This is a genomic window from Sphingomonas sp. So64.6b (assembly GCF_014171475.1).
GTDB classification, from domain to species: domain Bacteria; phylum Pseudomonadota; class Alphaproteobacteria; order Sphingomonadales; family Sphingomonadaceae; genus Sphingomonas; species Sphingomonas alpina_A.
The window spans coordinates 429,894-454,977 of record NZ_CP048817.1 but is presented as its reverse complement, the minus strand read 5'-3'; the positions used below and the strand labels follow the sequence as shown (position 1 = coordinate 454,977).

The 25,084-nt window shown below is 62.5% G+C and carries 18 protein-coding genes; 1 reads left to right on the top strand and 17 read right to left on the bottom strand.

All coding sequences use genetic code 11. The features are described from left to right. From G4G27_RS02095 to G4G27_RS02015, 17 genes are all read right to left on the bottom strand, one after another. Entirely contained in the window at nt 1–792 is a 792-nt protein-coding gene (locus tag G4G27_RS02095; RefSeq protein WP_183111670.1) for a FliM/FliN family flagellar motor C-terminal domain-containing protein, read from the bottom strand. 25 nt (nt 793–817) lie between these two features. Further along, on the bottom strand, nt 818–1,990 hold the full coding sequence (locus tag G4G27_RS02090) for a flagellar hook-basal body complex protein (RefSeq protein WP_183111669.1): 1,173 nt from the start codon (nt 1,988–1,990) through the stop codon (nt 818–820). Continuing rightward, nucleotides 1,990–2,430, bottom strand: a complete 441-nt coding sequence (locus tag G4G27_RS02085) for a flagellar hook capping FlgD N-terminal domain-containing protein (protein ID WP_244624515.1) — start codon at nt 2,428–2,430, stop codon at nt 1,990–1,992. Before G4G27_RS02085 ends, G4G27_RS02090 begins: the two co-directional genes overlap by 1 nt. Nucleotide 2,431: 1 nt before the next feature. After that, on the bottom strand, nt 2,432–3,199 hold the full coding sequence (locus tag G4G27_RS02080; protein ID WP_183111667.1) for a hypothetical protein: 768 nt from the start codon (nt 3,197–3,199) through the stop codon (nt 2,432–2,434). 74 nt (nt 3,200–3,273) lie between these two features. Beyond that, the gene (locus G4G27_RS02075) at nt 3,274–3,723 is read right to left on the bottom strand and encodes a hypothetical protein (RefSeq protein ID WP_183111666.1); all 450 of its coding nucleotides are present in this window, start codon (nt 3,721–3,723) and stop codon (nt 3,274–3,276) included. Continuing rightward, complete coding sequence (locus tag G4G27_RS02070) at nt 3,716–5,053, bottom strand: FliI/YscN family ATPase (protein WP_183111665.1); 1,338 nt, start codon at nt 5,051–5,053, stop codon at nt 3,716–3,718. Before G4G27_RS02070 ends, G4G27_RS02075 begins: the two co-directional genes overlap by 8 nt. Then, on the bottom strand, nt 5,050–5,736 hold the full coding sequence (locus tag G4G27_RS02065; RefSeq protein WP_183111664.1) for a hypothetical protein: 687 nt from the start codon (nt 5,734–5,736) through the stop codon (nt 5,050–5,052). Before G4G27_RS02065 ends, G4G27_RS02070 begins: the two co-directional genes overlap by 4 nt. Continuing rightward, nucleotides 5,733–6,113 (bottom strand): hypothetical protein, encoded by a 381-nt coding sequence (locus G4G27_RS02060; protein ID WP_183111663.1) that lies wholly within the window; start codon nt 6,111–6,113, stop codon nt 5,733–5,735. The genes G4G27_RS02065 and G4G27_RS02060 overlap by 4 nt, the downstream gene beginning before the upstream one ends. Continuing rightward, on the bottom strand, nt 6,106–7,368 hold the full coding sequence (gene fliF / locus G4G27_RS02055; protein WP_183111661.1) for a flagellar basal-body MS-ring/collar protein FliF: 1,263 nt from the start codon (nt 7,366–7,368) through the stop codon (nt 6,106–6,108). Before fliF ends, G4G27_RS02060 begins: the two co-directional genes overlap by 8 nt. Nucleotides 7,369–7,372: 4 nt before the next feature. Next, the gene (gene fliE, locus G4G27_RS02050; RefSeq protein WP_183111659.1) at nt 7,373–7,693 is read right to left on the bottom strand and encodes a flagellar hook-basal body complex protein FliE; all 321 of its coding nucleotides are present in this window, start codon (nt 7,691–7,693) and stop codon (nt 7,373–7,375) included. Further along, nucleotides 7,690–8,118: a flagellar basal body rod protein FlgC gene (gene flgC / locus G4G27_RS02045; protein WP_183111657.1), complete on the bottom strand. Its 429-nt coding sequence runs from the start codon at nt 8,116–8,118 to the stop codon at nt 7,690–7,692. Before flgC ends, fliE begins: the two co-directional genes overlap by 4 nt. A gap of 1 nt (nt 8,119) precedes the next feature. Further along, entirely contained in the window at nt 8,120–8,464 is a 345-nt protein-coding gene (locus G4G27_RS02040; protein WP_183111655.1) for a hypothetical protein, read from the bottom strand. A 9-nt stretch (nt 8,465–8,473) separates the two neighbouring features. After that, on the bottom strand, nt 8,474–9,601 hold the full coding sequence (locus G4G27_RS02035) for a flagellar basal body P-ring protein FlgI (protein WP_244624514.1): 1,128 nt from the start codon (nt 9,599–9,601) through the stop codon (nt 8,474–8,476). Then, the gene (locus G4G27_RS02030) at nt 9,601–10,176 is read right to left on the bottom strand and encodes a flagellar basal body L-ring protein FlgH (protein ID WP_183111653.1); all 576 of its coding nucleotides are present in this window, start codon (nt 10,174–10,176) and stop codon (nt 9,601–9,603) included. The genes G4G27_RS02035 and G4G27_RS02030 overlap by 1 nt, the downstream gene beginning before the upstream one ends. After that, on the bottom strand, nt 10,173–10,856 hold the full coding sequence (locus tag G4G27_RS02025; protein WP_183111651.1) for a hypothetical protein: 684 nt from the start codon (nt 10,854–10,856) through the stop codon (nt 10,173–10,175). The genes G4G27_RS02030 and G4G27_RS02025 overlap by 4 nt, the downstream gene beginning before the upstream one ends. Before the next feature lie 4 nt (nt 10,857–10,860). Then, on the bottom strand, nt 10,861–11,631 hold the full coding sequence (locus tag G4G27_RS02020) for a flagellar hook-basal body protein (RefSeq protein WP_183111649.1): 771 nt from the start codon (nt 11,629–11,631) through the stop codon (nt 10,861–10,863). Continuing rightward, entirely contained in the window at nt 11,631–12,281 is a 651-nt protein-coding gene (locus tag G4G27_RS02015) for a flagellar hook basal-body protein (protein WP_210275213.1), read from the bottom strand. Before G4G27_RS02015 ends, G4G27_RS02020 begins: the two co-directional genes overlap by 1 nt. Nucleotides 12,282–12,727: 446 nt before the next feature. On the opposite strand from G4G27_RS02015, the gene G4G27_RS02010 reads away from it, so the two are divergent. After that, nucleotides 12,728–25,084 carry a LysM peptidoglycan-binding domain-containing protein gene (locus G4G27_RS02010; protein WP_183111646.1) on the top strand — a complete coding sequence of 4,119 codons (12,357 nt, stop codon included), beginning with the start codon at nt 12,728–12,730 and terminating at the stop codon, nt 25,082–25,084.

Genomic DNA, 25,084 nt, shown 5'->3' with positions numbered 1-25,084 from the left:
TTACCTGTTGATGGGTTCGACGAGTTTGAGCCGCAGACCATCGTCGTCCTGATCTATTGTGCATTTTCCGGGAATGACGGCCATGCCATCGAGGACAAGCGCAAGGGGCTTGTGGACGTCGCGGTCGAAGATCAGGACATCGCCCTCGCTCAACTCCGACATCTCGGCAACGGTAAGCGAACATCGACCGAGCGAGGCCGACACCGCCACCGACTGTAATGCCAAACCGACCGCGATCGGCGGCAGCGCTGCGCCACGGGGCGCAGTCGGCATGCCCGCCTTGAGCCGCTCGATCAGCAGATCCTCGCTGACCATAATCCGCAGCAAGGACGATTGCGGGTCGACGCCAACGTCAAGTGCGCGCGGCGCGATGATAATTGGTACCTCGCCTCCATCGGCAACGACCCATGACATGTCATCGGACACTCTGAACGCCTGTGCGACGCGCAGCGCAAGATTGTCGAGGCATGCGCGCGCGAGTTCCTCGACGATCCCTCGATCCGCATCGCTCAGCGAAGCTTCCGGTGCCGACGTGTCGAGCATTCTTGCGGCCAATCCGAGCTGCGTCGCGGTGGGCACGGCGATCGCCAGGCTCTGGCCGGCCTTCATCCAATATCCCCCATCGCCCAGGTCAGACATCGCTGCGGGAGGCGTAACGGGATCGATCGCGCGCACGACCGTACGGACGAACCAGTGGTTCGACCATTGCCGGATCGCGTCGTCGAGCAGTCCTGCCAGCACGGCGCCGCCGAGCGCCGGCTCCGGCAGCCAGTTTCTATGGATACGCTGCACAAAACCCGTCCCTTGTTCCGCCCGATCAACCCTGGCCACGAATGCCGAACAGCTGCTGGATCATGTCGTTGGTAACGCTGATGATCTGCGAGGACGCCTGGAAACCGCGCTGGATGAGGATCAGATCCCCGAACTCCTTCGACAGATCGACGTTCGAGGCCTCGAGCTGGCGCGACTTCACCGTGCCCGCTCGTGGATCACCGCTTGCCATCAGCTCGCGCTGCGCCATGCCATCGTCGCTGAACAGGCCGCCGCTGCGCTGCGTCAGCGCTTGCGGATTGCGGAAATCGGCGATCGCGATCGAGCCGAGCTGCTTGCGCTGCTGGTTGGTATAACCGATCTCAAGCTGGCCGGTGCTGTTGATCAGGATGGATGTCGCCGTGCCCAGCGAATATCCGTCTACCTTGGAGGCCTTCAGATCCGATGTCAGACCTGTCGAAAAGGACGTCACACCGGTGAATTTCAGCGCGACGGTCGGTCCTGTCGTACCATTGCCGATGGTCAGCGTTGTCGTGGCCGGATCGACATTACCTTGCGAGAATTTCAGGATCTGAGTGCCGACCGTTGCGCCGGCGGCATCGGTAACCGTGACGGTCCATTGATCCACCACCGTCGCCGACTTGGCAAAAGCGGCTTTCCAGACATACTGCTTGCCGCTCGCGTCATAGACCTTGATATCGTTGACGGGGTGTTCAGTCCCCGTGGTGGAGAGATTTCCGGCAAAGGTGATCGCTGTTGTCGCTTTTGGCGGGCTGGTCTGCGCGACATCGACGGACAGGCTGACCGGGCGACCCGATGAATCAAGCGTCGCGAGCCGATAGTCGGTGCCTGCCAGGACGATATAGCCGTCGCCATTGACTTCGAAGCTGCCGGTGCGGGTGTAAAGGATCTTGTCACCATCCAGCAGCGTCAGCATGCCGCTGCCGTCGATCGCAAGATCGAGATCGCGGTCGGTTTTGCGCAGTTCGCCTTGGGAGAAGTTGAGCTGGCTGTCGGCGAGCTCGACGCCATGCCCCGACCCATTGTTATTGCCGGTGTAGGAGACACTCCGGCTGCGCACGCCAAATGAATCGCGAAAGGAAACGGTCGACGACCGGAACCCTTGCGAATTCAGGTTGGTGATATTGTTGCTGATCTGCTGTAGCCCGCGAGAATAGGCGTTCAGGCCGCTTAGGCCGATATAGATCGATCCAAACATTATGGCGTCCCCTTGCGAATTTGAGTGATGCTGCTCAACACGATGTTACTGATGGTCTGCCCGCCAGCGGCGGTGATCGTGAGCCGCGGTTCGCCATTCTCAAACGTGATCGCGGAAACCTTTCCCGTGACGAGCGCCGCCCCCGCCTCGATATCGACTTGCTGTCCGAGCAGTCCCGAGGCTTGAGCATTGGCCTGCGCCGTCACCAGCGTCTGCAGGCGATCGTTGGTCGTCTGGCCAATCTGAATCTGCGAGAATTGCGCGAGCTGCGAGACGAACTGGAAATTATCCATCGGTTTCAGCGGGTCCTGGTAGGTCAGCTGAGTCAGGATGATCTTCAACAATGCGTCGAAACTGAGCCCGAAGGCCGCTGTCGCCGCAGCCTCGGTCGATGGCTTGGCGGCGGGTTCCGCGAACGAAGAGACGGGATTTACCTGCACATCATTGGCCCTGATCGTTGGAGGATGGCGTGCCCGGATCGCCATTGATCCGCACATCGTGAATCGTGAGCCCATGGCGCGACAGCATCGCGATCATGCGCTCGCGCAGACTCGCACGCTCGCTGAGGCTGAACTTCTCGATCCGCGCCAGGATATCGATGCCGTGTTCGCTGGCCTGTACGGACACCTGTGTTTTGAGCGCCGCGCCGTTCAATGGCGCTGGCCGCTGGGGCGGATCGGGGCGGACGCCGCGCGACCAGGCAGGTGCGCCGCCACGCGTTGTCGGGCGCGCCTCGACCCGGACGGGAATATGGTGCCGGACAGGCGTCGCGCCGAGCGAGCCGCCAACAGACGGCTGACCCGCGCCCAGCGGGCGAGCGAGCAATCCCGGTGTCATCGGCATCATCGCCGCGCCATTTGGCATGGCAGCGATGCGTTCCTCAGATAAACTTTCTGGATGCTGCGCATCGGCGAGATCGGCGGGCAATGCCCCCTGGCCGACGGGCGCATCGACGGGCAATCGGGCCAGTGCCGGCGCCTCGTCCAAATACACGACATCGGGAGCCGGCTCGATCGACGACCGCGGCAGGGCGGAACCCGGTCCCTGCAGCATGATATCTTCGAGGCCGCGCGCCGTCTGGAAGAAACCATGCTCGTTGAAGACATCCGCTGCCGCCTTCATGTGCGACCGGACCTGTTCAGGCGTGTCGTCGACCCCACCAAGACGGAGCCTTAGCGCGGCCAGCAGGTCGCCAAAACCTGGCGGCATCTCGAACTGAGGCCGGACCGGTGTGGGGCAGCGCTGCCTTTCGACGTCAGCTGGTCGGGAATCGGGGCGGATGATCATGAGCGCGACCAGTCGTGCGTGATTCGGTCTGACAGCGCATCGAGCCGCTTTTCCTCGCGACGACGCGCTGCGTCGCGTTGCGCAGCGCGAAGCCTGTCTTTGGTCGAGCGCATCCGTGCCTCCGCCATCCGCCAGATATCCTCTTGTTGCCGATGTGCCTCGATCGCCTCGCGGTGTTCGCCACCGGCACGCTCGGCCGTCGCATCGCGGACGATCAGGCGGCTGGCGAGCGCGCGCGAATAATCGGGTGCGAAACCGGATTGCGCGTGGCAATCGAGCCAATTTTCCTGAGCAATCCGCATATCTTCGAGCGCCACCTTCTCGGACTCGCAAGCAGCGATCTCCGCCGCGCGTGTACGCGTGAGGGCGTCCTCTTCGCGTGCTTTTATGGCCAGGTGAACCTCGGCCAGCCTGGCGAGTTTGCGGGGATCGGATTGCCTAAGCATGCGCTGCGATGCCACCGACTATGCCGCGCAAGCGCTCGACCGATTGCGCCAGCGGAGCTCGTTCGTGCCGCGTCTGGCAGAGGAACTCGCGCAGATCGTCACGCACCGCGATCGCGCGATCGACCGCCGGATTGCTGCCGCTCTTATAGACGCCGCTTTCGATCATCACCCGCGCATCGTCATAGACAGCCAGCATTGCCGCTGCTCCGCGCATCGCCTCGGCGTGCGGTCCGGACACGAGACGATCTGATTGCCGACTGATGCTGCGAGCAATGTCGATCGCTGGGAAATGTCCTTGCTCAGCGAGCGTTCGCGACAGGATGATGTGCCCGTCGAGCAGGGATTTCATCAGTTCGACGATCGGATCGTCGACATCGTCCGTTTCGCTCAGCACGGTCATGATCGCCGTGATCGCGCCGCCCTCGGCCACCGCGCCGCACCGCTCGACAATGCGCGGAAGGGCTGCAAAGACGTTGGGTGTATAAGCTCGAACAGTCGGCGGCGCGCCGGCAGCGAGGCCGATTTCGCGCAAAGCCATCGCCATACGCGTCACCGAATCGATCATCAGCACGACATGTTCGCCGCGCGATCGCCAATAATCCGCCAGGCACAGGGCATATTGCACGCATCGTACGCGCAATGCCGCGCTTTCATCGGACGTCGCTGCGACAACGGTGAACCGCGAGGCATCCTCGCGCTCCGATAGCTGCCGCCACAGCGCCTCGACCTCCCGACCGCGCTCGCCAACGAGGCATAATATTGTCCGATCGCTCCCGGTCTGGACCGCCAGCTGCTCCATCACGCTGGTCTTGCCCACACCGCTCGCCGCAAAGATGCCGACCCGCTGCCCGATACCAAGGGTGAGCAGCCCATCGATTGCGCGAAGGCCTGTGTGCAGTATCTGCGAGGGATCGGCGCGCTCCATTGGTTTCGGCACCGATCCGCCAAGCGGCACATAAGCATCGGCGCGTACCGGTCCGCCGGCATCGATCGGCTGCCCGAGCGCGTTGATCGCGCGACCGGCGAAACCGTCGCCGACCGCAACGCGGCCATGCTGCGATCGCGCCACCACTTTCGCATCGAGCCTGATCGCCGCGCCCTGTTCAAGCGGAATCAAGACGATGCGCTGCTGATCAACCGCGGCGATCTCGGCAGCGACGTGGTGCAGCCCACCGCCGCTCGGCTCGAAACATTCGATATCGCACAGATCGCCGAGCTGCCCTGCAGGACCGCTGGCCTCGATCATGCCCGCCGTGACCTTGCGGACCCGACCATAGGGACTGGCGAAATCGGCTTCCGCGAGACGCTCGAGAAACGCATGCGGCTTCATCGCACCGTACCTTCCAGCGCGAGGCCCTCAAGAAAAGCATCAAGCTCACCCCATTGCGAGCGAACGCCGAGATCGACATGACCGAGCTGGAGGTCGAACCGGCAATCGCCCGAGGCGAGCGCGGGATCGGCGATGATCTCGGTGGCACCCGGCTTTATGCGCAGCGCCAGTACATCGAGCGCATCGTCGTCCGCAAAATCCTCGGTGCTTACGCGGATCGCGACCACGCTTTCATGGCGTATCGCGTCAATCCGGCGGGCGATCTGGCGCGCGACCAGATCGCCAAGATCGTCGCTGTCGGTGATGAGCTTGGCAAGCGCCGAGCGGGCAATCATGACCGCCAGCGCATCGAGACCCGCCAGCCTGTCGTCCCATGCGGTGCGTGCCTTCCGCGCCGCCTGTTCGAGGACCGCCAGGCGCTGGTCGGCCTCCTTCATCGCGGCGCTCCGGCCGGCAGCCTCACCCTCCCCGCGCGCGACCTGCGCGGCGCGCGATCCGTCGTCGCGCGCTTCAGCGATCATGCCGCGCAGATTGTCAATTTCGATGAGCGCCTCGTCCAGCGCCGTTTCCGCAGCCGAGCGTGGTACTGAAGCACGCGGCGCCGTCATGCCCCGGTCGACCAGCGCGGCATCGAAGCGCTTGATCAGCGGTGCCGCCGATTGCGCCTTGATCAGGCCGCTCATGGCCGCCCCTTTCGCGGGCCGAGCAAGCCCCCCATAACGCCGATCAACGATCTGCCAGCGGAGTCTCCCGATCCGGCGTCAGCTTCCGGTGCCCGGGCGCGCCGATCCCGATCGGCCGCATGCAACAATGCCTGCCGCGTCGCCGGGGTGAGGCGATCGCTCGCCGCCCGAGCGCCACCGATCACGGCGGCGAGCCACGGCGACACCCCCTCATCGTCGGCCCGATCGGGTTCGCCGCCCGAGCCGGTCATGGTCCCTCGGCGCAAATCATCCAGCGCGATGCGTTCTTCTGGCGTCAGTGCCGACAGCACCGCGCTGCGCATAGCGGCCGGCAACGCCGACAATTCGTCGATAAGGGTTGCGGCCGACTCAGGCACGCGCGTCACTCGCGCCGATGCTTTGCCTGATCCGGGTAACGAACGCGTCGCGCTCGATCACCGAAACCAGCGGGCGCCGCATTCGTATGAACAATATCGCTCCGGCAACGAGGAACAGGCCGGCCAGCATAGTTGCCCACCATCCACCCCATCCCGAGGCTGGTACGGTACTCGGCGGCGGAAGAGCTGGCCCTTGGGTGGCCACCGTTGCGTTCGCCGGCATTGCTAGCGGCGGACTGGCTGGTTCGCCCACGGGTCCTTGTTCAAATGCGATATTGTCGCCGCGATTCTCATCGAACCCGGTCGCGGATGCGACGGCATCGCGCGCGATCGACTGATCTTCGCCATTGAGAGGCGCTTCGGTCAATACCGTCATCAGCAATCTAAAGTTGCGGCCGCCGGCGCCGTTCTTGCCGAATTGGGCGACCGAACCCGGACCGGCCGGTGCGGCCTCGATAGAAATTCCTTCGCCGCCGCTAGCCGGCAACATCAGCGCTTTCACATCGAACCGCAGGCCGGGCAGCCGATTGGCGAGCGCCGATTTGGCGCGCGCGCGATAATAATTCTGTGCCGCCTGCTGCTCCTCCATTTCCGGGATCGCGACGGCCGTTGGCGCCGGGCTGACGACGTGACCATTGCCGTCGAGCACCGCCACCTCGCCAAGCGCAAGATCGGGCACGGCTGATGCGACAAGCCGTTGAATGCCGGCAACCCGCGCCGCATCGAGTTGCTGTCCGGGACGCGTTATGACCTCGATCGCCGCTTTGGGCGTGCTGCGGTTGCCGCGAAACAGCGACCGCTCGGGCATCGCCAGATGCACCCGGGCCGTCTCGACGCCGTCCATCATCATGATCGTTCGGGCGAGTTCGCCCTGCAACGCGCGCTGGTAATTGATCTTCTGAGCGAAATCGGTGAGCCCCATATCGGATTTGTTGAACAGCTCGAATCCGACCGATCCCTTCAATGGGATATCGGAGCCCGCAACCGCCAGTCGGACCGTGTCCGCATCGCCGACTGGAACCAGGATCGTGGTGCCTTCGTCGCGCAGGCGATGCCCAATCCCCTTCGCGTCGAGCTCGGCGACGATCGCCGCTGCGTCGGCCGGCTTCAAATCAGTATAAAGGACCGCATAGTCAGTGCGCAGGAAGAAAAAATAGCCAAGCGCCAGGAGCGCGCTCAGCGCAACGAACACACCAATGATGGTCCGCCGCTGGCGCCAGCCCGATACCGGCTCGTCGATCGCTTCGATGGCCATCGTCTCAGATCTGCATATTCATCATGTCGCGATAGCTCTCGACCAGTCGCGCGCGAACCTGCATCGCCAGTTCGACCGACATCCGCGCCTCTTCGAGCGCAAAGGTCACCTGATGAACCGGTATCGAGTCATCCAGGGCGAACTGCCTGACAAGCGAATCCGCACTCGAGAGCTTCGCCTCGACCTGCTTCATCCCTGCCGCCAATATGTCGCCGAAGCCCGCGCCCTGAACAGGCTGCTGCGAGAGGACCGCACCACCCAGCTGCATGATAACCGGATTGGCGGCGATCCCCGATACCGATTCCAGGCCAGCAATGGCACTCATGACCGCTGCCCAAGTTCGAGCGCTCTGCTGTACATTTGATGGGCGATGTTCATCGCCGTCAGGTTCGCCTCATAGGCACGAGAGGTCTTGATCAGCAATGTCATCTCGCCGGCATGATCGATGTTTGGATAACTCACAAAACCATCCGCGTCGGCCTGCGGATCGCCTGGCTCATAGACGCGTCGCAGACCAGTGGGCATGGCCTCCAATCCGATCACCTCGACGCCTTTTGGACCGGGCGTGCCCGACTTTGCCGCGACGAGGTCGGCAAACCTGATCTTCGGTGCCGAAACAAGGCGCATCGCCCGCACCGGTTCACCGGAGGCGGTGCGGCTGGTGTTCACATTGGCCAGGTTCTGCGCAATGACCTGGAGGCGTTGCCACTCGACATCAAGCCCCGTGCGGCTGATCTGCATCGCGTCCATATCACTGCCCCCCGCGGACGGCGACGCGCGAAATCTGCATTTGCCGGCCGAGTAGATCGAGCAACGCTGTGTAGCGCAGCGCGGTTTCGGATGCCGTGGCCAGTTCCAGGTCGAGCCTTGGTTCGTCACCGAGCGCCGATGGGTCGACGCGCGTCATCTGGAGCGCCACATCGCGCACCGCGTCCGCGCCCTTGGCCGCCGCGGCCCGCAAGCGCTCTTCGAACTTGACCTGCACCGGCCGAAAGTCGCGCGAGCTCGCGCTCGCGATGTTCTGCGCTGTCGCTTGCGCGCGCAATGACAAGCCGTCGAGCGCCTTGCTGATGATTGCGGTTGATATAGCGTCCATACCGTCTTCCTATTGAACGATGATATCGGCATGCAGCGCGCCGGCGGTCTTGATGGCTTGCAGAATGCCGATCATCCGCCTTGTGCTGACCCGGGCGCGCGACAGGCCCAGCACCAGATCGGCGACCGTGGTGTTGGGGAAGCGAACCACTGTGTCGCCAACCGCATCATCGACATCGAGTTTGGTATTGGTGACGACCAGGCTGCGCACATCGCTCGCGAAGCCCGACACGAAACCGGGTTGCGAGGCGACGTTCTCGGCCTTGATCGTGATCTTGATGTCACCCTGCGAGATGGCGACGCTGGAAATCTGGACATCGCCGCCGGCGACGATGGTTCCGGTGCGCTCGTTCACCACAACCCTGGGATGGCTTTCCGGGCGGACTGACAATGTTTCGATCCGCGCGAGAAAATTGGTCAGGTCCGACGGGTCTCCGGTATAACGGACCCTGACCTGGTCGGCGCTCCTCGCTGACGCCGTGCCGAAGCCGAACCGGGCATTGATCGTCTCGGCGATACGCTGCGCGGTGCCAAAGCTCGGGTCGCTCAGCAGGAACGACACCTCGCCATTCTTCAGGATCTGCGCGTCAACCGCCTGCTCGACGGTCGCGCCGCCCTGGAGAAGGGCGGTGGTCGGATAATTGCGCTGTTGCTGGTTAAGCTCGCTTTCGAAGCTGTATCCGCCCGCAACCAGCGCGCCTTGCGCGAGCGCATAGGGCCGCTGGTCCGGGCCGAGCATGGGCGTCATCAGCAATGTCCCGCCCGCCAGGCTCCGCGCGTCCCCGATCGACGAGACCGTGGCATCGATGCGGTCGCCGACATTGGCTGACGCCGGCAGTGTCGCAATGACCATCACCACGGCCACGTTGCGACTGCTGATCTGATCTTCCGATACCGTCGTGCCGAGCCTGCTGAGCACGTTGCGCAGCGCCTGGCGGGTCACGGCATTGCGGCGCGTATCGCCGGATCCGGCAAGGCCGGTCACCAGACCGTAACCGATCAGCGCGTTTTCCCGCCAGCCATCGAACCGGCCGAGGCCCCTCAGCTGCACATCCTGGCCCGCCGCGGGCGCAGCCATGATGCAGAGCGAGAGCAGCATGCTGGCGATCAGCGCGCGAAAGAGCGCGAGCTTTGCCATCAGCCGAGTCCGAGAAAACGAAAGACGCGGTTGATGAGCCCGGGCCTGGCGCTTTTCGATACGAACCCGCGCCCGTCATAATTGATCTGCGCGTTCGCGACCCGGTTCGACGCCACCATGTTCTCGGCATTGATGTCGGCGAGACGGACGCGGCCGCGCACGCCAATATTGCTCGTCTCGCCATTGACGCGCATCTGCTGCTCGCCAGTGACGATTAGATCACCATTTGGGAGGACTTCGCTGACCACGACCGTGATCTGGGTGACGAAACGCTCGCTGCGCTGCACCTGGCCGCCCCCGGTATAGCCGCCGCCAAACGAAAGATTGCCCGATTCATTGAGCGATCCGGCGCTTATTTGCCCGCCGAGCCGCGAGCTCTTGCTGGAATCGCTCTTCGCCGAGTTCGTCGCTTCCGCCGCCTGGTAGACGACAATGGTCAGTGCGTCGCCGACCTGGCGCGCGGTTCGGTCCGCGCTCATCGCCGACCAGCCGCTCGGCTTATAAAGATCTTCGGCCGAGGCGGGCGCCGTTAGCGACATCAGGGCAAGCGTTGCCAGAAGCAGGGGACGAATCATTTGGCAGGCCCTTCCACCGAGGACTCAAGTCGCGCGGCGAACACATGCCCGTCCTGGTCACGGACGAAAACGCGCTTGCCGCGCCCATCCTGCAGCGCGGTCACGACGCGATCGATCCGCACCGGGCCGACGGTCGAGACCAGATTGAGGCTTGCGCCTTTGCGAATGAGCGGCGCGCCCGAGACCATAATGCGCCCAAGATAAGCACCGACCGCCAAGTCGCGCGTTGCGCGAGCGACGTTCGCCTGGCGGTCGAACAATGCAGCAGCGCTGCCGCCGTTCCTGCATGCAATCGGGCCGACGACATCGGCGGTCAGCGCCACGCCCTGCGCGACGGCAGCTGTGGTCATCATGCAATCGCGGCGCAACGCGGCGTCGCTGGAGCGACGGGTATAGAGCGTGACCGGGCCGCGGCCGCCCGCGCTGGGCGCAAGGGCCGGAACCGCACGATGGACGAGTAGCATCAAGGCTGCGCGCGACATCGTCACTGGCGTGCGGTCACTCGGCAGCCTGGCGATCACCCGCCGGAAAAACCCCGGTCGACGAGCAGTCGGAATCGCCAGCAGATCGACGACGTCCCCCACCCGCACGATTCCGTTCGCCACTTCGATGCGCGGCGCGGCGAACAGCGGCGGCGTGAGCGGCGCGGCGAGCGCCGTCGCAATGATCGCGAAGATCATCGCGCTATTTCCGCAGACTATTGGCGATGCCCATCAGCTGATCCGCCGCCTGAATGACTTGCGCATTGGCACCATAGGCCCGCTGGACGAGCATCATCTGCACCATTTCGCCGGTCATTTCGACATTCGATCGCTCGATGCCGCCCTGGACAAGGGTACCCATGCCGTCATCGCCCGGCTGCGCGTCGGTCAGACGCGCGGTATCAGTCGCGCGGTACAAGCCGCCATCGAGCCGCTCCAGCGCCGCTGCGTCGTCGACCCTGACCAGCGAGATCTGCCCGATTTCGGTCGGCGCCGTCTCCGCGCCGGTCTGAGCGCGGACCACGCCATCGCCGCCGATGGTCACCGCGGTCGCATCAGCCGGCACGGTGATGGCTGCCTTCAACGCCATGCCATTGGCGGCACCAAGCAGGCCGTCCTCTCCGATCCGCAGGCTGCCACCTCGCCACAGCATCGTCTGCCCGCCGGGGCCCATCAACTCGAGAAACCCTCGCCCCTCGATCGCAATGTCCATTTGCTGGCCGGTCTTTTCGATCGTTCCAGCCTCATCCGTCATCGGCAGGCTGTCAATCCTGACGCCCGAGCTGATCGGTGCGTCGTAGAGGTCGGCACGCGGCACGTCGGGGTCGCTGCGCACCGCCAACACCTCGGAGAAACGGACTTCCGAGCGTTTGAATGACGGCGTGTTCACGTTTGCGATGTTGCCCGCGATAACGTCGAGCGCGCGCTGCTGCGTTTGCAGGCCGATCGCGCTGATGTAAAAAGCACCGTTCATTAGCCGTTCTGCCCGAATGCGGTGATCGCGCGACCCAAAAGGTCATCATAGGTCTGCACCAGGCGTGCGCCGCTCTCGGCCTGCCGAAGGGCCGTCATCATCGTGACCATTTCATCGCCCATCGAAACGTTCGAGGCCTCGACCATGCCCTGACGCACTTGCGGCTCGGCCACTTCCTCGACATCGCCGGCAAGGCGGAAAGTTGACCCGTCCAGTCCTTCGACCGCATCACGGGCGGGCGTCATGAAAACGCCGATGCGCGCGACGGGACGATCGCCGTCCAGCACGGTGCCGTTCGCCAGAATCTCGACCGCCATGCGATCAAGGATGAGATCACCACCGCCGGCCTGCTGCAACGCCGAGCCTTGCGGCGTCACCACCCGGCCGTCCTCGGCCAGGCGGAACTGACCGCTGCGTGTATAGAAGAGCTCATCGCCGCGCCGGATCTGAAAAAATCCCTCGCCGCCGATCGCCAGGTCCAGCGGGTTTCCGGTATCCGACAATTTCCCCTGTGCGAGGTCTGGCCGAACGCGCATCGTCAGCTGTCCGACCGCGTCGGCGCGGTCGGCGGAAATCAGGTCGGCAAAACTGACCTGCCGCTTGTAACCGGCGGTCGATACATTTGATACATTTGAGGAAACAACTTCCAAGCGCCTTTCGGATGCGCTCAAGATGGCCGATGCGGCCTCGATCAATCCCGGCATTATTTCCCCCGCTTACCCCGCTCGATAGAAGCGCATATAGGACATTCGCGGTCAAGCAGCGGGCCGATCGGCTCGTCGCAAATTACAGATTTAGGATCAAATCCGGCGACGCAAGCCGTTCTGCAATTCGCATCCATTTTGGATGGAACCGGGTTTTGAGACCGCCGTAAGCAATGCGCTTGATTTGCCGCCCGAATCACCCCGCGCGACTTCCAGCCCCGCGCAACAGGCGTCGATCCCGGCACGAACGACGAACCAAGTCGCGACGCGTCACTGCGGCATCCGCGAGCTCATGAAAAATACCGCTAAACTATGCTCGTTTTCTCCTGATCTCCTTGTGATGGGACGGTGCGTCAGTTCGCGTGCTGGTCGTCGATCGGGGGATAAGTTCGATGGTTGCGATCTTCACCGGCGCTGGAACGGGCATCGAGCGCAGTTCGGCGCGCGTTCTCGGCGGAGCGGGCTTGCTTGGGTCAGCGACCTTGGGGCGAGCGCTCGAACAGGTCTATGTGAACGCCGCCAACGGCAATCTGTTCGTCACGCGGGCAGATGAGTTCCTGATCGGTCGCGGCACCGATATCGAAGTCGACAATAGCTATAACAGCCAGGCGACGAGCCAGCCGGACAACGCGGATAACTGGCGTCCGAGCGGGTACCGCAAGGTTTACGGTCTGTCGGGGACCTATGGAGTGGCCGGCTCGACGGTCACGCGCACTGACTGGGACGGATCCGAGACCGTCTATGCCTGGACCGTCAACTATAACGGCACCGGCGCCAGCGCCTATGTCACGACGGACGGCCAAGGCGCCTATGACACGCTGACCAGGACCGGCACCACATGGACCTGGACCGACGGAGGTTCCCAGCTGAAGGAAAACTATAACGAAACTTTGTTCGGCCGCATCACCGATAGTGTCGACCAGGATGCCAACACGGTCACCTATAGCTATTCCGACAGCACGGCGAGCGCGGTGCTGCAGCAGATCACCGACGCCAATGGCGAGTATGTGAAGCTCAGCTATGATACGCTGACCCGCCGCCTCAACCAGATCGACACTTATTCGCCCGGAACCGGCGGTACGACGCCGACGCTTACCCGGGTCTATTATGGTTATGACACAAGCGGCCGCCTGAGCACGATCAAGGTCGATTACACCCCGCTCGACGGCAGCAAGACCGATAACGCAGTCTACACAACCACGATCAGTTATGACGGCGCGAGCCAGCGCATCGCCGGGATCACCCAAAGCGATGGGTCGGTGTTGCAGATCGGCTATACGCTGGTCGGATCCGACTATCGCGTAACTTCGCTGATCGAGACCGTTGCAAGCGGTGTCACGCGTTCCACGACCTTTGCCTACGACACGGCCAACAAGCGCACCACGATCACCGACGCGCTCGGCCAGGCCACCACGCTCAGCTACGACGCCAATGGCAATTTGCTGCAGATCACTGCACCCCCGGCCAATGCGACCACCGCCGCGCAGATCCGCAAGTTCACCTACAACGGCAATGGCGATGTCATCTCGGTCGATATGGGTGACGGCAATGTCACCGCTTATGGCTATGACACGCACGGCAACCTCACCTCGCAGCGCGATGCGCTCGGCAACACCATTACGCGAACCTATACAGCGAAGAACGAACTCCAGACCGAGACCCGCTATCTCGTGCCCGATCCCGATGGCGCCGGCAGCGGAACCGCAGGCACGCCGCAAACCACGCGCTACGTCTATAACGGCAAGGGGCACCTTGCCTATTCGATCAGTGCGGAGGGCAAGGTCAGCTGGTTCGAATATGACAGCTATGGCCAGCAAGTTGCATCAACCGCCTACACCGTCGCGCAATACACCCTTGCTGCCTCGCTATCGACCGATGACGCGACCGCGATCACGACGCTCAACACCTGGCGCGGTGGCGCGATCGACCGCACCGCAGCGGTCCGCACCGAGCGAGCCTATGACGCGCGCGGCGGACTGATCCGCGAAACGAGCTATGCAAAGCTGCTCGCGACCGGCGCGTTCGACACGACCTCGGAGAAGAGCGAAACGCTCTATGGCTATAGCGCGCATGGCGAACTCATGCAGCGCCAGGTCGTCGTCAATGGCGCGACCAAGACCGAGACCTTTGCCTATGACGGACTGAGCCGCGTCACCCGCACGATCGATCTCGAGGGCCGCACTACCCTCGTCACGTTCACAGACCCCTTGCAGACGACCGCCGTCACCTTCGCCAATCTCTCGACCGAGGTATCGGTCTACAACCTCGCCGGCCAGCTGATCACCTCGACCCGGTCGGCGGCCGATGTCACAGCCCAGGTGACTGGCTATAAATATGACACGCTCGGGCGCCTGCGCATCGCCGCAGATCCACTCGCGGTCAATGGCACGGTCGGCCACCGGACCTTCTTCTTCTACGACAATGCCGGCCGCAAGGTGGCCACGGTCGACGAAGACGGCACACTCACCGAATATCGCTACAATGCCAATAACAACGTCACGAGCACCACGACCTACGCCACCCGCCTGACCGCCACCCAGCTCGGCACGCTCGCTGATGCGAGCGGCAACCCGACCACGGTCACGCTCGATACGATCCGCCCCGCCGCCGATGCGGCAGCCGACCGCTGGGGATGGACCTTCTACGACGCCTCCCAGCGCCTCATCCGGACGATCGATGCCGTCGGCGCGGTCACCATGTTCACCTATGACGGTACGTCGCAATTGCTCTCGTCGACCGAACTGGCGACGAAGATGGCCGCCGCTGACCTCACCGCGCTCAAGAGCGCAGCCGCGCCAGCGAATATCTTCACCAACCCGAACGCGCTGTCGCAATGGGATGCGTCGTCGTGGGGATCAACCCTGGTTGCCGATGGGACAATCGATGGGGTGACCGCGTATCGAATGGGCGCGCAGGCGGCTGGGCAACTCGCCGGCATGTGGTCCACGACTGCAGCTTCGGTGGCGGCAGGCGATGTATTATCGCTCACAATGCAACTCAAAGCTGGAAGCCGTGACACGGCCAGCATCGCGCTACGCGGCAGCGCGAGCGATTATGGCGCCACTGGCGATACGACCGCCGTGATCGTCGAAGGGCCCGGCGTTTTGTCCCAGATGGCCGGCGGCCTCTGGATCATCTCGGGGCTGAGCAGCACAATTGCCACCAAGGTCAAGATGGTGCGCACAATGCGCCAGACCGAGAACCTCTACACCGTGCTATATGTTGGCCAGTTCCCGAACGCTCCGGCGGCGGCGGGTGAGTCGATCGTGATCGCCAACCCATCCCTCACCCGCCCTGCAGGGGCGCTTCCCGCCCTGCCCGCGCTCGATCCGGCCAACGACCGTGTCGCGCGCCTGTTCTATGGCGCTGACGGCCAGCTGGTCGCCACGCTTGATGCCGAAGGCTTTCTGAGCGAGGTCGTCTATGACAAGTCGGGTCGCAAGACCCGGACCATCGCCTATTCGGGCGCAACCAACGCCGGCCTGCGCGCCACCGGCACGCTTGCCCAGCTCGTCGCCAGCATCACTATCGATAACACCAAGGATATTCGCAACTATTTGGTCTATGACGCGCGGGGCTTTCTCGCCGCGACCATCGATGGCGAAGGCGGCCTCACGCGCTTTCATTACACGCCCGCCGGCTATCTCGATCAGCAGATTCGGGGACAGAAGCTCGATCCCGCGAGTCTAATCACGACGCCGCCGACGCTCGCCACTTTGCCAGTGCCCGGAAGTGCCATTCTGGAAACGACCAGCTGGACGCGCAACGCGTTCGGCCAAGCGCTCACCGAGACGCGCAGCCTGACTGGCGCGACGACCACGACCACGACCTATACATACGATAACATGCGCCAGCTGGTCTCGACCGTCACACAGGCGGGCGGGACCGATCCCAGAACCTATAGCCAGCGCTATGACGGGCTCGGCCGCCTGACCAGCGAACTTTCCGGCATCGGCAATGCCGTCCTCGCCGGGATCACAAGCCCCACCCAGGCACAGATCGACCAGGTTTATATCGATTACGGGACGACCTATAGCTACGACAAAGCGGATCGGCTGATCGCCAAGCGCGAGCCACGCGGCCTCGAAACCGCAGGCGCGAGGACGCTCTATTACTACACCGCCGACGGCAACCTTGCCTATCAGATCGATGCGCTCGGCGACGTGATCGAGTATCGCTACAACAGCTTTGGCCTGCGCAGCGATACGATCCTCTATGCCAACAAGCTTGCCCCGGCGACAATCGCCAGCTGGACCGGCGGTGAGGTCATCTCGGCGGTCAGCACCGCAATCACCGGCCTGGCGTCGGCTGCGCTGGACACTGCGGTCCATCTCGACTTCAACATCGATGGCACGGTCAAGCAATCGACCGATGCGCTCGGCAATATCTCGACCTTCACCTATAACAGTTTCGGCGAACTGGTCGGCAGCACGGTACCGCAGGGCGGCGTCGCGACGATCGCCTCGACCCGCAGCTATGATCGCCGCGGGCTGCTGAAGACCGCAGTGGTGGATTCCGCCGCTGGCGGCAAGGCGATCACCACCAGCTATGGCTATGACGCGTTCGGCCGGGCGGTCCAGCTGACCAACCCGAACAACAAGATCACCAATTCGGTCTATGACCGCGACGGTCGCCTGACGAGCGTCACCGATGCGCTGAACAACACGACAAGCTACGCCTATGACGCGCGCGACAATCTGGTCGCGGTCACCGATGCAGATGGCAAGATCACGCGTTATGTCTATGACAAAGCGGGGCGCAGGATCGCGACGATCGACGCGCTCGGCGGCGTGGTCACCAACAGCTATGACGCCGATGGCCGGCTGGTCGCGACGCGCGAGTATCTGACCTCGGTCAATCCCGCGAGCCTGCCGCTCGAAGTCACCGAGGCAGCACTCGCGCTGCCCGCGACCAATGCCGGCGACCGCGTCACTCGCTATGCCTATGACAAGGACGGCCAGCTTCGTTTCGAGATCGACGGGCTCGGCCATGTCACCGAATATGCCTATAATGCGCAGGGCAAGGTCCTGCGCACGATCGCCTATGACGGCACGATCGGCGCCGACGGGACCGGCGTCTACGCCGCGACCTGGATCGCGGGCCAGGTCGCAGGCCTCGCCACAGCCCCCGGCACCCGCATCTCGCGTATGGTCTATGATGCCGTCGGCCGCCTGACATACAGCATCGACGCGATCGGCCAGGTCACGGTCGCGACCTATGATGCCAAGGGCCAGCTGACCAAGCAGGTACAGATCGCCGCACTCTACACGACAACCGGCGACCCGCTGCTCGGGGCGATGAACAGCTGGCTGACATCGAACGCCAACGCCACCAACGACCGCACGAGCCGCTCGCTCTACGACCGCAAGGGCCAGCTCGCCTATAGCGTCGATGCGCTTGGCTATGTCACTGGCTATAAATATGACAAGCTCGGCAACGTCCTGAGCCAGTCGCGCTTCGAGAGCGCCTACACCGTCACCGACACCTCGACCGTTGCGGCCATCGATACGCTGATCGGCACGCCTGCGACCGCGCACGTTACCCAGTTCACTTACGACAGCGCCGGTCGACTCGAGACGACAACCGACCCCGAAGGCTTCGTCACCAAGCTGGTGCTTGATCAGATCGGCCAGATCGTATCGTCGACCGACGCGTTCGGCACCAGCGACGCCACCATCACCGCTTATGAATATGATGCGGTCGGCAATGTCATCAAGGAAACGCGCGGCTCGGGCACGACCGAAGCCGTCATCACGACGTTTGCCTACGACAAACTCTACCGTCTGACCGACCGCACCGTCGCCGCGACCACCGCAGATGCCGCCACGACCAAATGGGAATATGACGCGCTCGGGCGCATGACCAAGGAAATCCGCGCCTTCGGTGTCACCGAGCGTGCCGATACCCTGTTCGTTTATAACAGTTTCGGCGATGTGGTGAAGGTCACCGATCCGCGCGGCAACTCGACCTATCGCTGGTACGACAATCTCGGTCGCGTCACGCACGCGCGCGGTGCGGAAGATCAGCTGACCCAGACCAGCTATTCGAACCTCGGCGACATCTCGTCCATCACCGTGCGGTTCAACCTCGTAACCGGAACGGCCGACCTCACAACACCCCCCTCGGTCGTTGCCAATGGCAAGGACGCCACGACCGGATTTGCTTATGACAAGCTCGGCCGGTTGAGCAGCCAGACCGACGCCGAGGGGTATCCGACCAGCTACAGCTATACGCGCGGTGGCCAGACCGCGACGGTCTCGCGGGCGTCCGCAACGACCACGCTTGCCTATGACAAGCTCGATCGGCTCACTAAGTCGACCGACGCAGTCGGATTCTACGAATCCTACGTTTATGATGCGTTCGGCAATCGCACATCGGTCACCGCGAAGTCGTCGACCACGGTCATTGGTGCGGGCGCCACCACCACATACACCTATGACAAGCGCGGCCTGTTGCTAAGCGAAACCTTGCCGATCAGCTCGGTCAGGAGCGACGGCACCGTCCAAGCGTCGAGCGTCGTCAACAAGTTCGAATATGACGCCCGCGGCAACATGAAGAAGCGGATCGAGGCGTTCGGCCTGACCGAGCAGCGCACGACTCTCTACACCTATGACAGCGTCGGCCGGCTGAGCACGACGGTCGGAGATGCGGTGCCGGTCGGAGCAGCGGGCACCAGCACCGTGCCGACGGAATTCTATTACTACGATCGGCGCGGCAATCTGATCGAAAGCCGCGATGCCGCCGGCGCGCGGACGCTGTTCCGCTACGACGATCTCGACCGCAAGACGGGCGCGATCAATGCGCTCGGTACGCTGTCGACCTTCACCTATGACCTGAACGGCAATGTCATAGCGAGCCGGGTGTTCGGTACCACGGTCACGCTGCCCGCGACCCCCACTTCCGCCTGGCCAGCCGATCCCGCGGGCGAAGTACGCCTCACGACCTATGAATATGACCGGGCAGACCGGCTGACCGCAAACCAGGTGACCGGCGTCCGAAGCGGTTATTGGAACGGATCGACCTACGTCACGTCAACCACCGACCCGTTGCGCACGACCTATACCTATGACGCGAACGGCAATGTCGTGAAAACGACCGATGCCAACGGCAATCTGGCCTACAGCTATTACGACAAGCTCGGCCGCAGAACCGCCTCGGTCGATCAGCAAGGCTATCTGACGACCTGGACGCTCGATGCCGAGGGCAACGCCCTTACCGAGCGGCGCTACGCCACCGCCGCCACCGGCGTCGTAATCGGTACGCCGCCTACGGTAGCGAACAACGCGGCGGACCGCGAAACCATCTTCACTTACGACCTGAACGGCCGGCGCCTGACCGAGAAGCGTACCGGCGTACTGAGCTACAAGATCGACCCTTCAAACGGTGTGTTGTCGACCGATGTTACCGATGCGATCATCCGTTATGACTATAACGGCCTCGGACAGGTCACCAAAAAGACCGAGGCCACGCTTGATGCGCTGACCTACAGCTATGATACGGCCGGTCGGCTGATCAGCGAAGCGCGCACGCCCTATCTCGACAACAGCGCCACCCCGGTCAGCGTCACGCCGACCTTGCGTTATTCCTACAACGGTCTGGGCGACCTGACGCGCACGCAGCAGGGCGGCGCGACGATCGACAACAGCAACGATCATATCACGCGCTACAGCTATGGTGCGGGCGGTCGGCTGACGTCGATGACCGACGCCAACAATCAGGTCCGCAGCTATGTCTATGACATTGCCGGCCGCAAGATCGGTGAATCATACGCTCGCGCCAACAGCGCCGGGGTCGCCACCACCGAAGGCATCGCCTATCAGTACGACTTGCTCGGCCGCCTGACGCAGCAGACGATCAATACAATCTCCGGAACGACCTGGAGCGCGGTCGGCGACAAGACCAACATTGCCTATAATGCCTATGGCGAGGTGTCGCAGCGTGGCATCTCCGGCGCGTCTGCCGCCGCGATGTACCAGGAACAATTCGCCTACGACCTGGCCGGCCGCGTCTGGCGTACCAATTCCGGCGACGGCGTCTGGCGCTTTGCCGCCTATGACAAGAATGGCAACCAGTCGCTTTCGATCGAAAGCGAGGGCACCGATCTCTCGGGCAAGACGCTCGATCAGGTGATCGCCATCGCCACCAACAATGGCGCGAACACCGTCGGCGCGGCTTATGTCGACGGCATCAACGTGACGGTCATGCAATATGACGGCCGCAACCAAGCTACAGCAACGATCCTGGCGAGGCGTCAGCTGATCGGCACAGCGACCACCACCGCCACCACGACCGACCTCATCAGCACGCGCGGCTACAACGCGTTCGGCGAGGTGATCTGGGAGCGCGATGCCCGCCAGGCGGCCTATACGACCAGCCAGACACGCACCAACTACACCTACAACACGATGGGCCGGGTCATTTCGATCGTAAGGCCAGAGGTACTGGTCACATCCGTAACAAATACAGAGTCCACCGTGGCGCCGGTCGATGAATATTTCTACGACCTGTCCGGGCGGCTGATCGGCCAGGAAGACGCTAACGACTATCGTACCACGCGGGCGCTATTGGCGGGCACCGGCTATGGCGGCACCGAGGCGCTGGTCGCGAAGGAATGGCACCCGCTTCTCGCGGGCAATGTCAGCAGCGCTTACGACGTGTTCGGCGACCTCAGGAAAGTGACCGACGAGATCGGCCGCGTCACCACGATGGACTATGACAAGCTCGGCCACCTGACCAGCGTGGCGCATTTTGGCGGCCTGACCGACACTTACGTCTATGACGTGCTCGGCCAGCGGGTGAGGCACACCAACAGTTTCCTTAGCCCGTCGGGCAATTACGAATCGACCGACTATGATGCGCAAGGACGGGTGACATCGGTCAGGGCGTTCGGCGGCGATATCACGACGACCAGCTATGCCTGGAATAGCAGCCTGGTCACCGCTGGCCTCGGCACGTTCGGCGGCTGGACCGAAACGACGACCTACGCCAACACGATTTTGGTCGCGACTGAGGTCAGCGACATCTTTGGTCATGTCACGTCAAAGAGCGACATGGGCAGCCACGCAACCGCGTTCAGCTATGATTTGGCGGGCCGACTAACCGAGCGCGCGACCGCTGAGACCCTGCGCTACACCTATCTTAATACAGGGCTGGCCGCGTCGGCCTCGACCGGTGTGATTTACAGCTCGGTCTTCTACGAAAGCGCACATGCCGATTACGGCTATAATGAAAATGGCCAGAAACTGACCGAATATGCTACGTCCGGCGGCCAGGTGTCGCAGGACGCCATCGTCACCTATGACGCGCTCGGTCGCATGAAGACATGGGAAGAACGCAGCAGCACAACCTCAAGCGTCGCGATGCCAGCGGCCGAGATTGAATGGTCATACGACGCGGTCGGCAATGTCCGGCGTGAGCGGGCCGATTTTCACTATCTGAACACCGGTGGCGATACATCAGTCTACCTCGCCGCACAGGAGAAATGGTTCGCTTATGACAGCATGAACCGGGTGGTGATCGCCAATGGTTATGCGTCGGCTGGCGGGATCGTCGGCGGTACCCAGATCAGCTATGACGCGGCAGGACAGCGCATGACCGCGACCGGCACGTTCACCGGCACGGCGAACATCGTCAATCCGAACTATGACGAGAATGAGCTGCCCAAATATGGCAACACGCCGACGATCAGCATCCAGTTCACCGGGAACACGCTGGAGCGGTATTTCTACGACGCATCGGGCAACCTTGAACATGTGAAGATCGCGCGCGGCGGGGTCGTTGACAATGGCGACGGAACGGTGACGACAACCGCTCCGACCGGCACGGGCCAGGAGAAAGCGACGTTCGTCTATGACGGAATGAACCGCCGGACAGCGCAATTCGACTGGCTGGCCGACGGGACGGGCGTGGGGTACGCCAGCGAGGTCACCTATAACGACAAGGGCCAGGTGATCTATGAGATCACCAGCCAGAAACAGGGCGCGGACTATTTCACCAGCTACGTCACCACCAATTACGCCGAAGGGACGTCGAACTATTCGCTTGGGGCGGCGGTTAATATCTCAACCTCCACGCACAAGAATGGCGCGTGGCAGGGAACCTCGACCAGCTATATAAGCTACGCTTGGTATGACGGCGCCGCGCAAAGCATGGTCAATTATCAGGCCAAGGCCGGGGATCCCGTATACCATACCTATTACACATATAACGGCTTCGGCGTGTTCACCTCGGCCAGCGTCAATGACGGCCGGCCGCGTACCATCACGGTCCGGAACGACGCGCTCGGCCAGGCGCTGCGCCGCGACGAGGCGGACTATAACGGCGGCGGTGATCCGCACGAGATCTGGTACCGCTTCAACGGCATGGAGCTCGGCCATGTCACCAACAATGGCAGCGAGGACACCAGCTACCAGACCTCGATCGAACGGCGCATCCGGGCAAGCGCGGGTACCGGCGCGTTCAAGAACGGCGCTGCCTATGGTGAGTTGAACGCGATCTTCGGAGACGGCTATTCGCCGATCACCAGCTACAACCAGGGCTCGGGCGGCGGCAGCTATACGGTGCAGGATGGCGATACGCTGTCGGGCATCGCGGCACAAATCTGGGGCGATGCGAACCTGTGGTACAAGCTCGCCCAGGCCAATGGACTGAGCGCAAGCAGCGCGCTGACCGAAGGCCAGACGCTGTCCATTCCTGCCGGCGTCAACAAATCCGGCAACAGCAGCTCGACGTTCAAGCCATACGACCCAAGCGCGGCCTATGGCGACACCTCCCCCACCACGCCCAAGCCGCAAAAACCCAACAAATGTGGCGTGTTCGGGCAAATCTTGCTCGTCGCGATCGCTGTCGCGGTCAGCGCGATAACCTACGGCGCGCTCACCGGACCTACCACCACGGTGCTAGGAGGGATCGCCGCCGGCGCAGTGGCCGGCGCAGCGGGCAGCATCGCGAGCCAGGCCGTGGGCGTCGCCACGGGCATTCAGAGCAGCTTTAGTTGGAAGGGCGTTGCGATCGGTGCGATCGCAGGAGCGGTCGGTGGAGGAATTGGCGAGTTTGCCAGAGGCGCCGCAGAAGCGGCCAAGGCCGGCGGGGCGCTTTCGGCCGCGGGAAAGATTGGCAACTTCCTGGCTCGCGGCAACTTCCTGAGCGGTGCCGCACGCGGCGTGCTCGGCAGCGTCATCACTCAAGGCATCTCGACACTGACCGGGCTGCAAAGCAAGTTCGACTGGACCGGCGTTGCGGCGGCCGGCATCGGCGGCGGTATTGGTGGCGCTCTTGGTGCCCAGTTCGGTGCAGCCGGTTCTGACTTAGCGCAAATCGGCCAAAGGATTGCGATTAACGCAGCGAGTGGCCTCGCCAACGCGGCCACTCGGAGCCTCGTCGATGGCACTGATTTCGGCGACAACCTCATGGCCGCTCTCCCCGATATTATCGGGCAGACTATTGGTGGATATGTCGGGAGCGAAATTGTCAACTCAATCGCCAAGAGCGCGAGTCTGACCATAGCGGCGGAACAGGCAGCGGCACGTAATGATACGGTCGAAGGATTAAAGCCTGGCACCACTATGGCGGATCCTGTTAAATTTCAGTTGCTTAGAGACTCGATTGAGATAGGGCTGCAGGCACAGCGCGATGCAACGTCTGAGCAACGTCCAGGCGAAACAGATGACGAACTTGCAGATCGGCAATCCGCTGCTCGCGTGCGCGTTCGCGCGAGTCTCGGGCAGGTGGTCAACGTAAATGGTAACCTTTCGCCTGATCAGATCGACGCGGCGCTTGAGCCATATGTTAAGCAAGGGTTGATAGTTGGTTCTGAAAACGATGATATTGTTGTTCGCGCCAGCGCCCAATCATCTAATCTCCCTACTGTGGGCCTTTTCAGTAAAGATGATCTGTTTAACCCAATATTGATAGATGCAGCATCTCGCATAGGTGATGTGGCAATCGATATTGGAAAACGCGTAAACGATAGCCCGTTCTTAAAATACTCTTTGATCGGTTTAGGCTATGCCTTTGACATTGCTACTGTAGTAATTGGCGGACCGATATTGGGGCCAGCGAAATTATTGCTCGGAAAGATTGTTGGAGAAGCAACTGACAAGGCCATAGGCGGGTTTGCCAACTCCATTGAAGATGCCGGATATAGTCGCGGCACTGCTGTCTCCGCGGCCATAGGTGGCGCAGCTTTGGTGACCGCCGCCTTTAATGCTAAACATATCGCAAGTTTTGTGGCAAGTTTACCTTCTCGCGTTGCCTCAATCGGACGGAAAATCTCAAATCTAACGCGGTCCCTTGTTACAGATCGAAAGGGGATTGCCCCGAGGTGGACGCCACATCCAGGGTTTCAGATGCCTGCAACTGACAAAGGGCAATTTCGCGGAGATATCGGCAACTCAGCCTTCGCGCTCTCGGATAATGCTGCCGCGAATATGGGCCTGCCGCGCGGTTCTACCATACCTTGGAAGGAGGGAGTACCTGACTTCGGCGCGCACGTCGTGCCGGGTCCTGGAGGTCTTCCCGGAAAGTTCGAAGTTCCCGGCCTAACGGGCGATCACGGTGCCGACCGGACTTTAATGCTACAGCAAATGTCGAGAGAAACGGGTTTATCTCAGCGAGCGATTCAGCGCTGGCTTTCCACAGAAAACGTGGCACTTCATCATGCGGGCGGTGACGCCGTTCAAATTGTGCCAGAAGCAGTCCATGGACTTCATCACTCAGGTGGGGCTCAGCAGTTGCGCGGAGGAAATTAG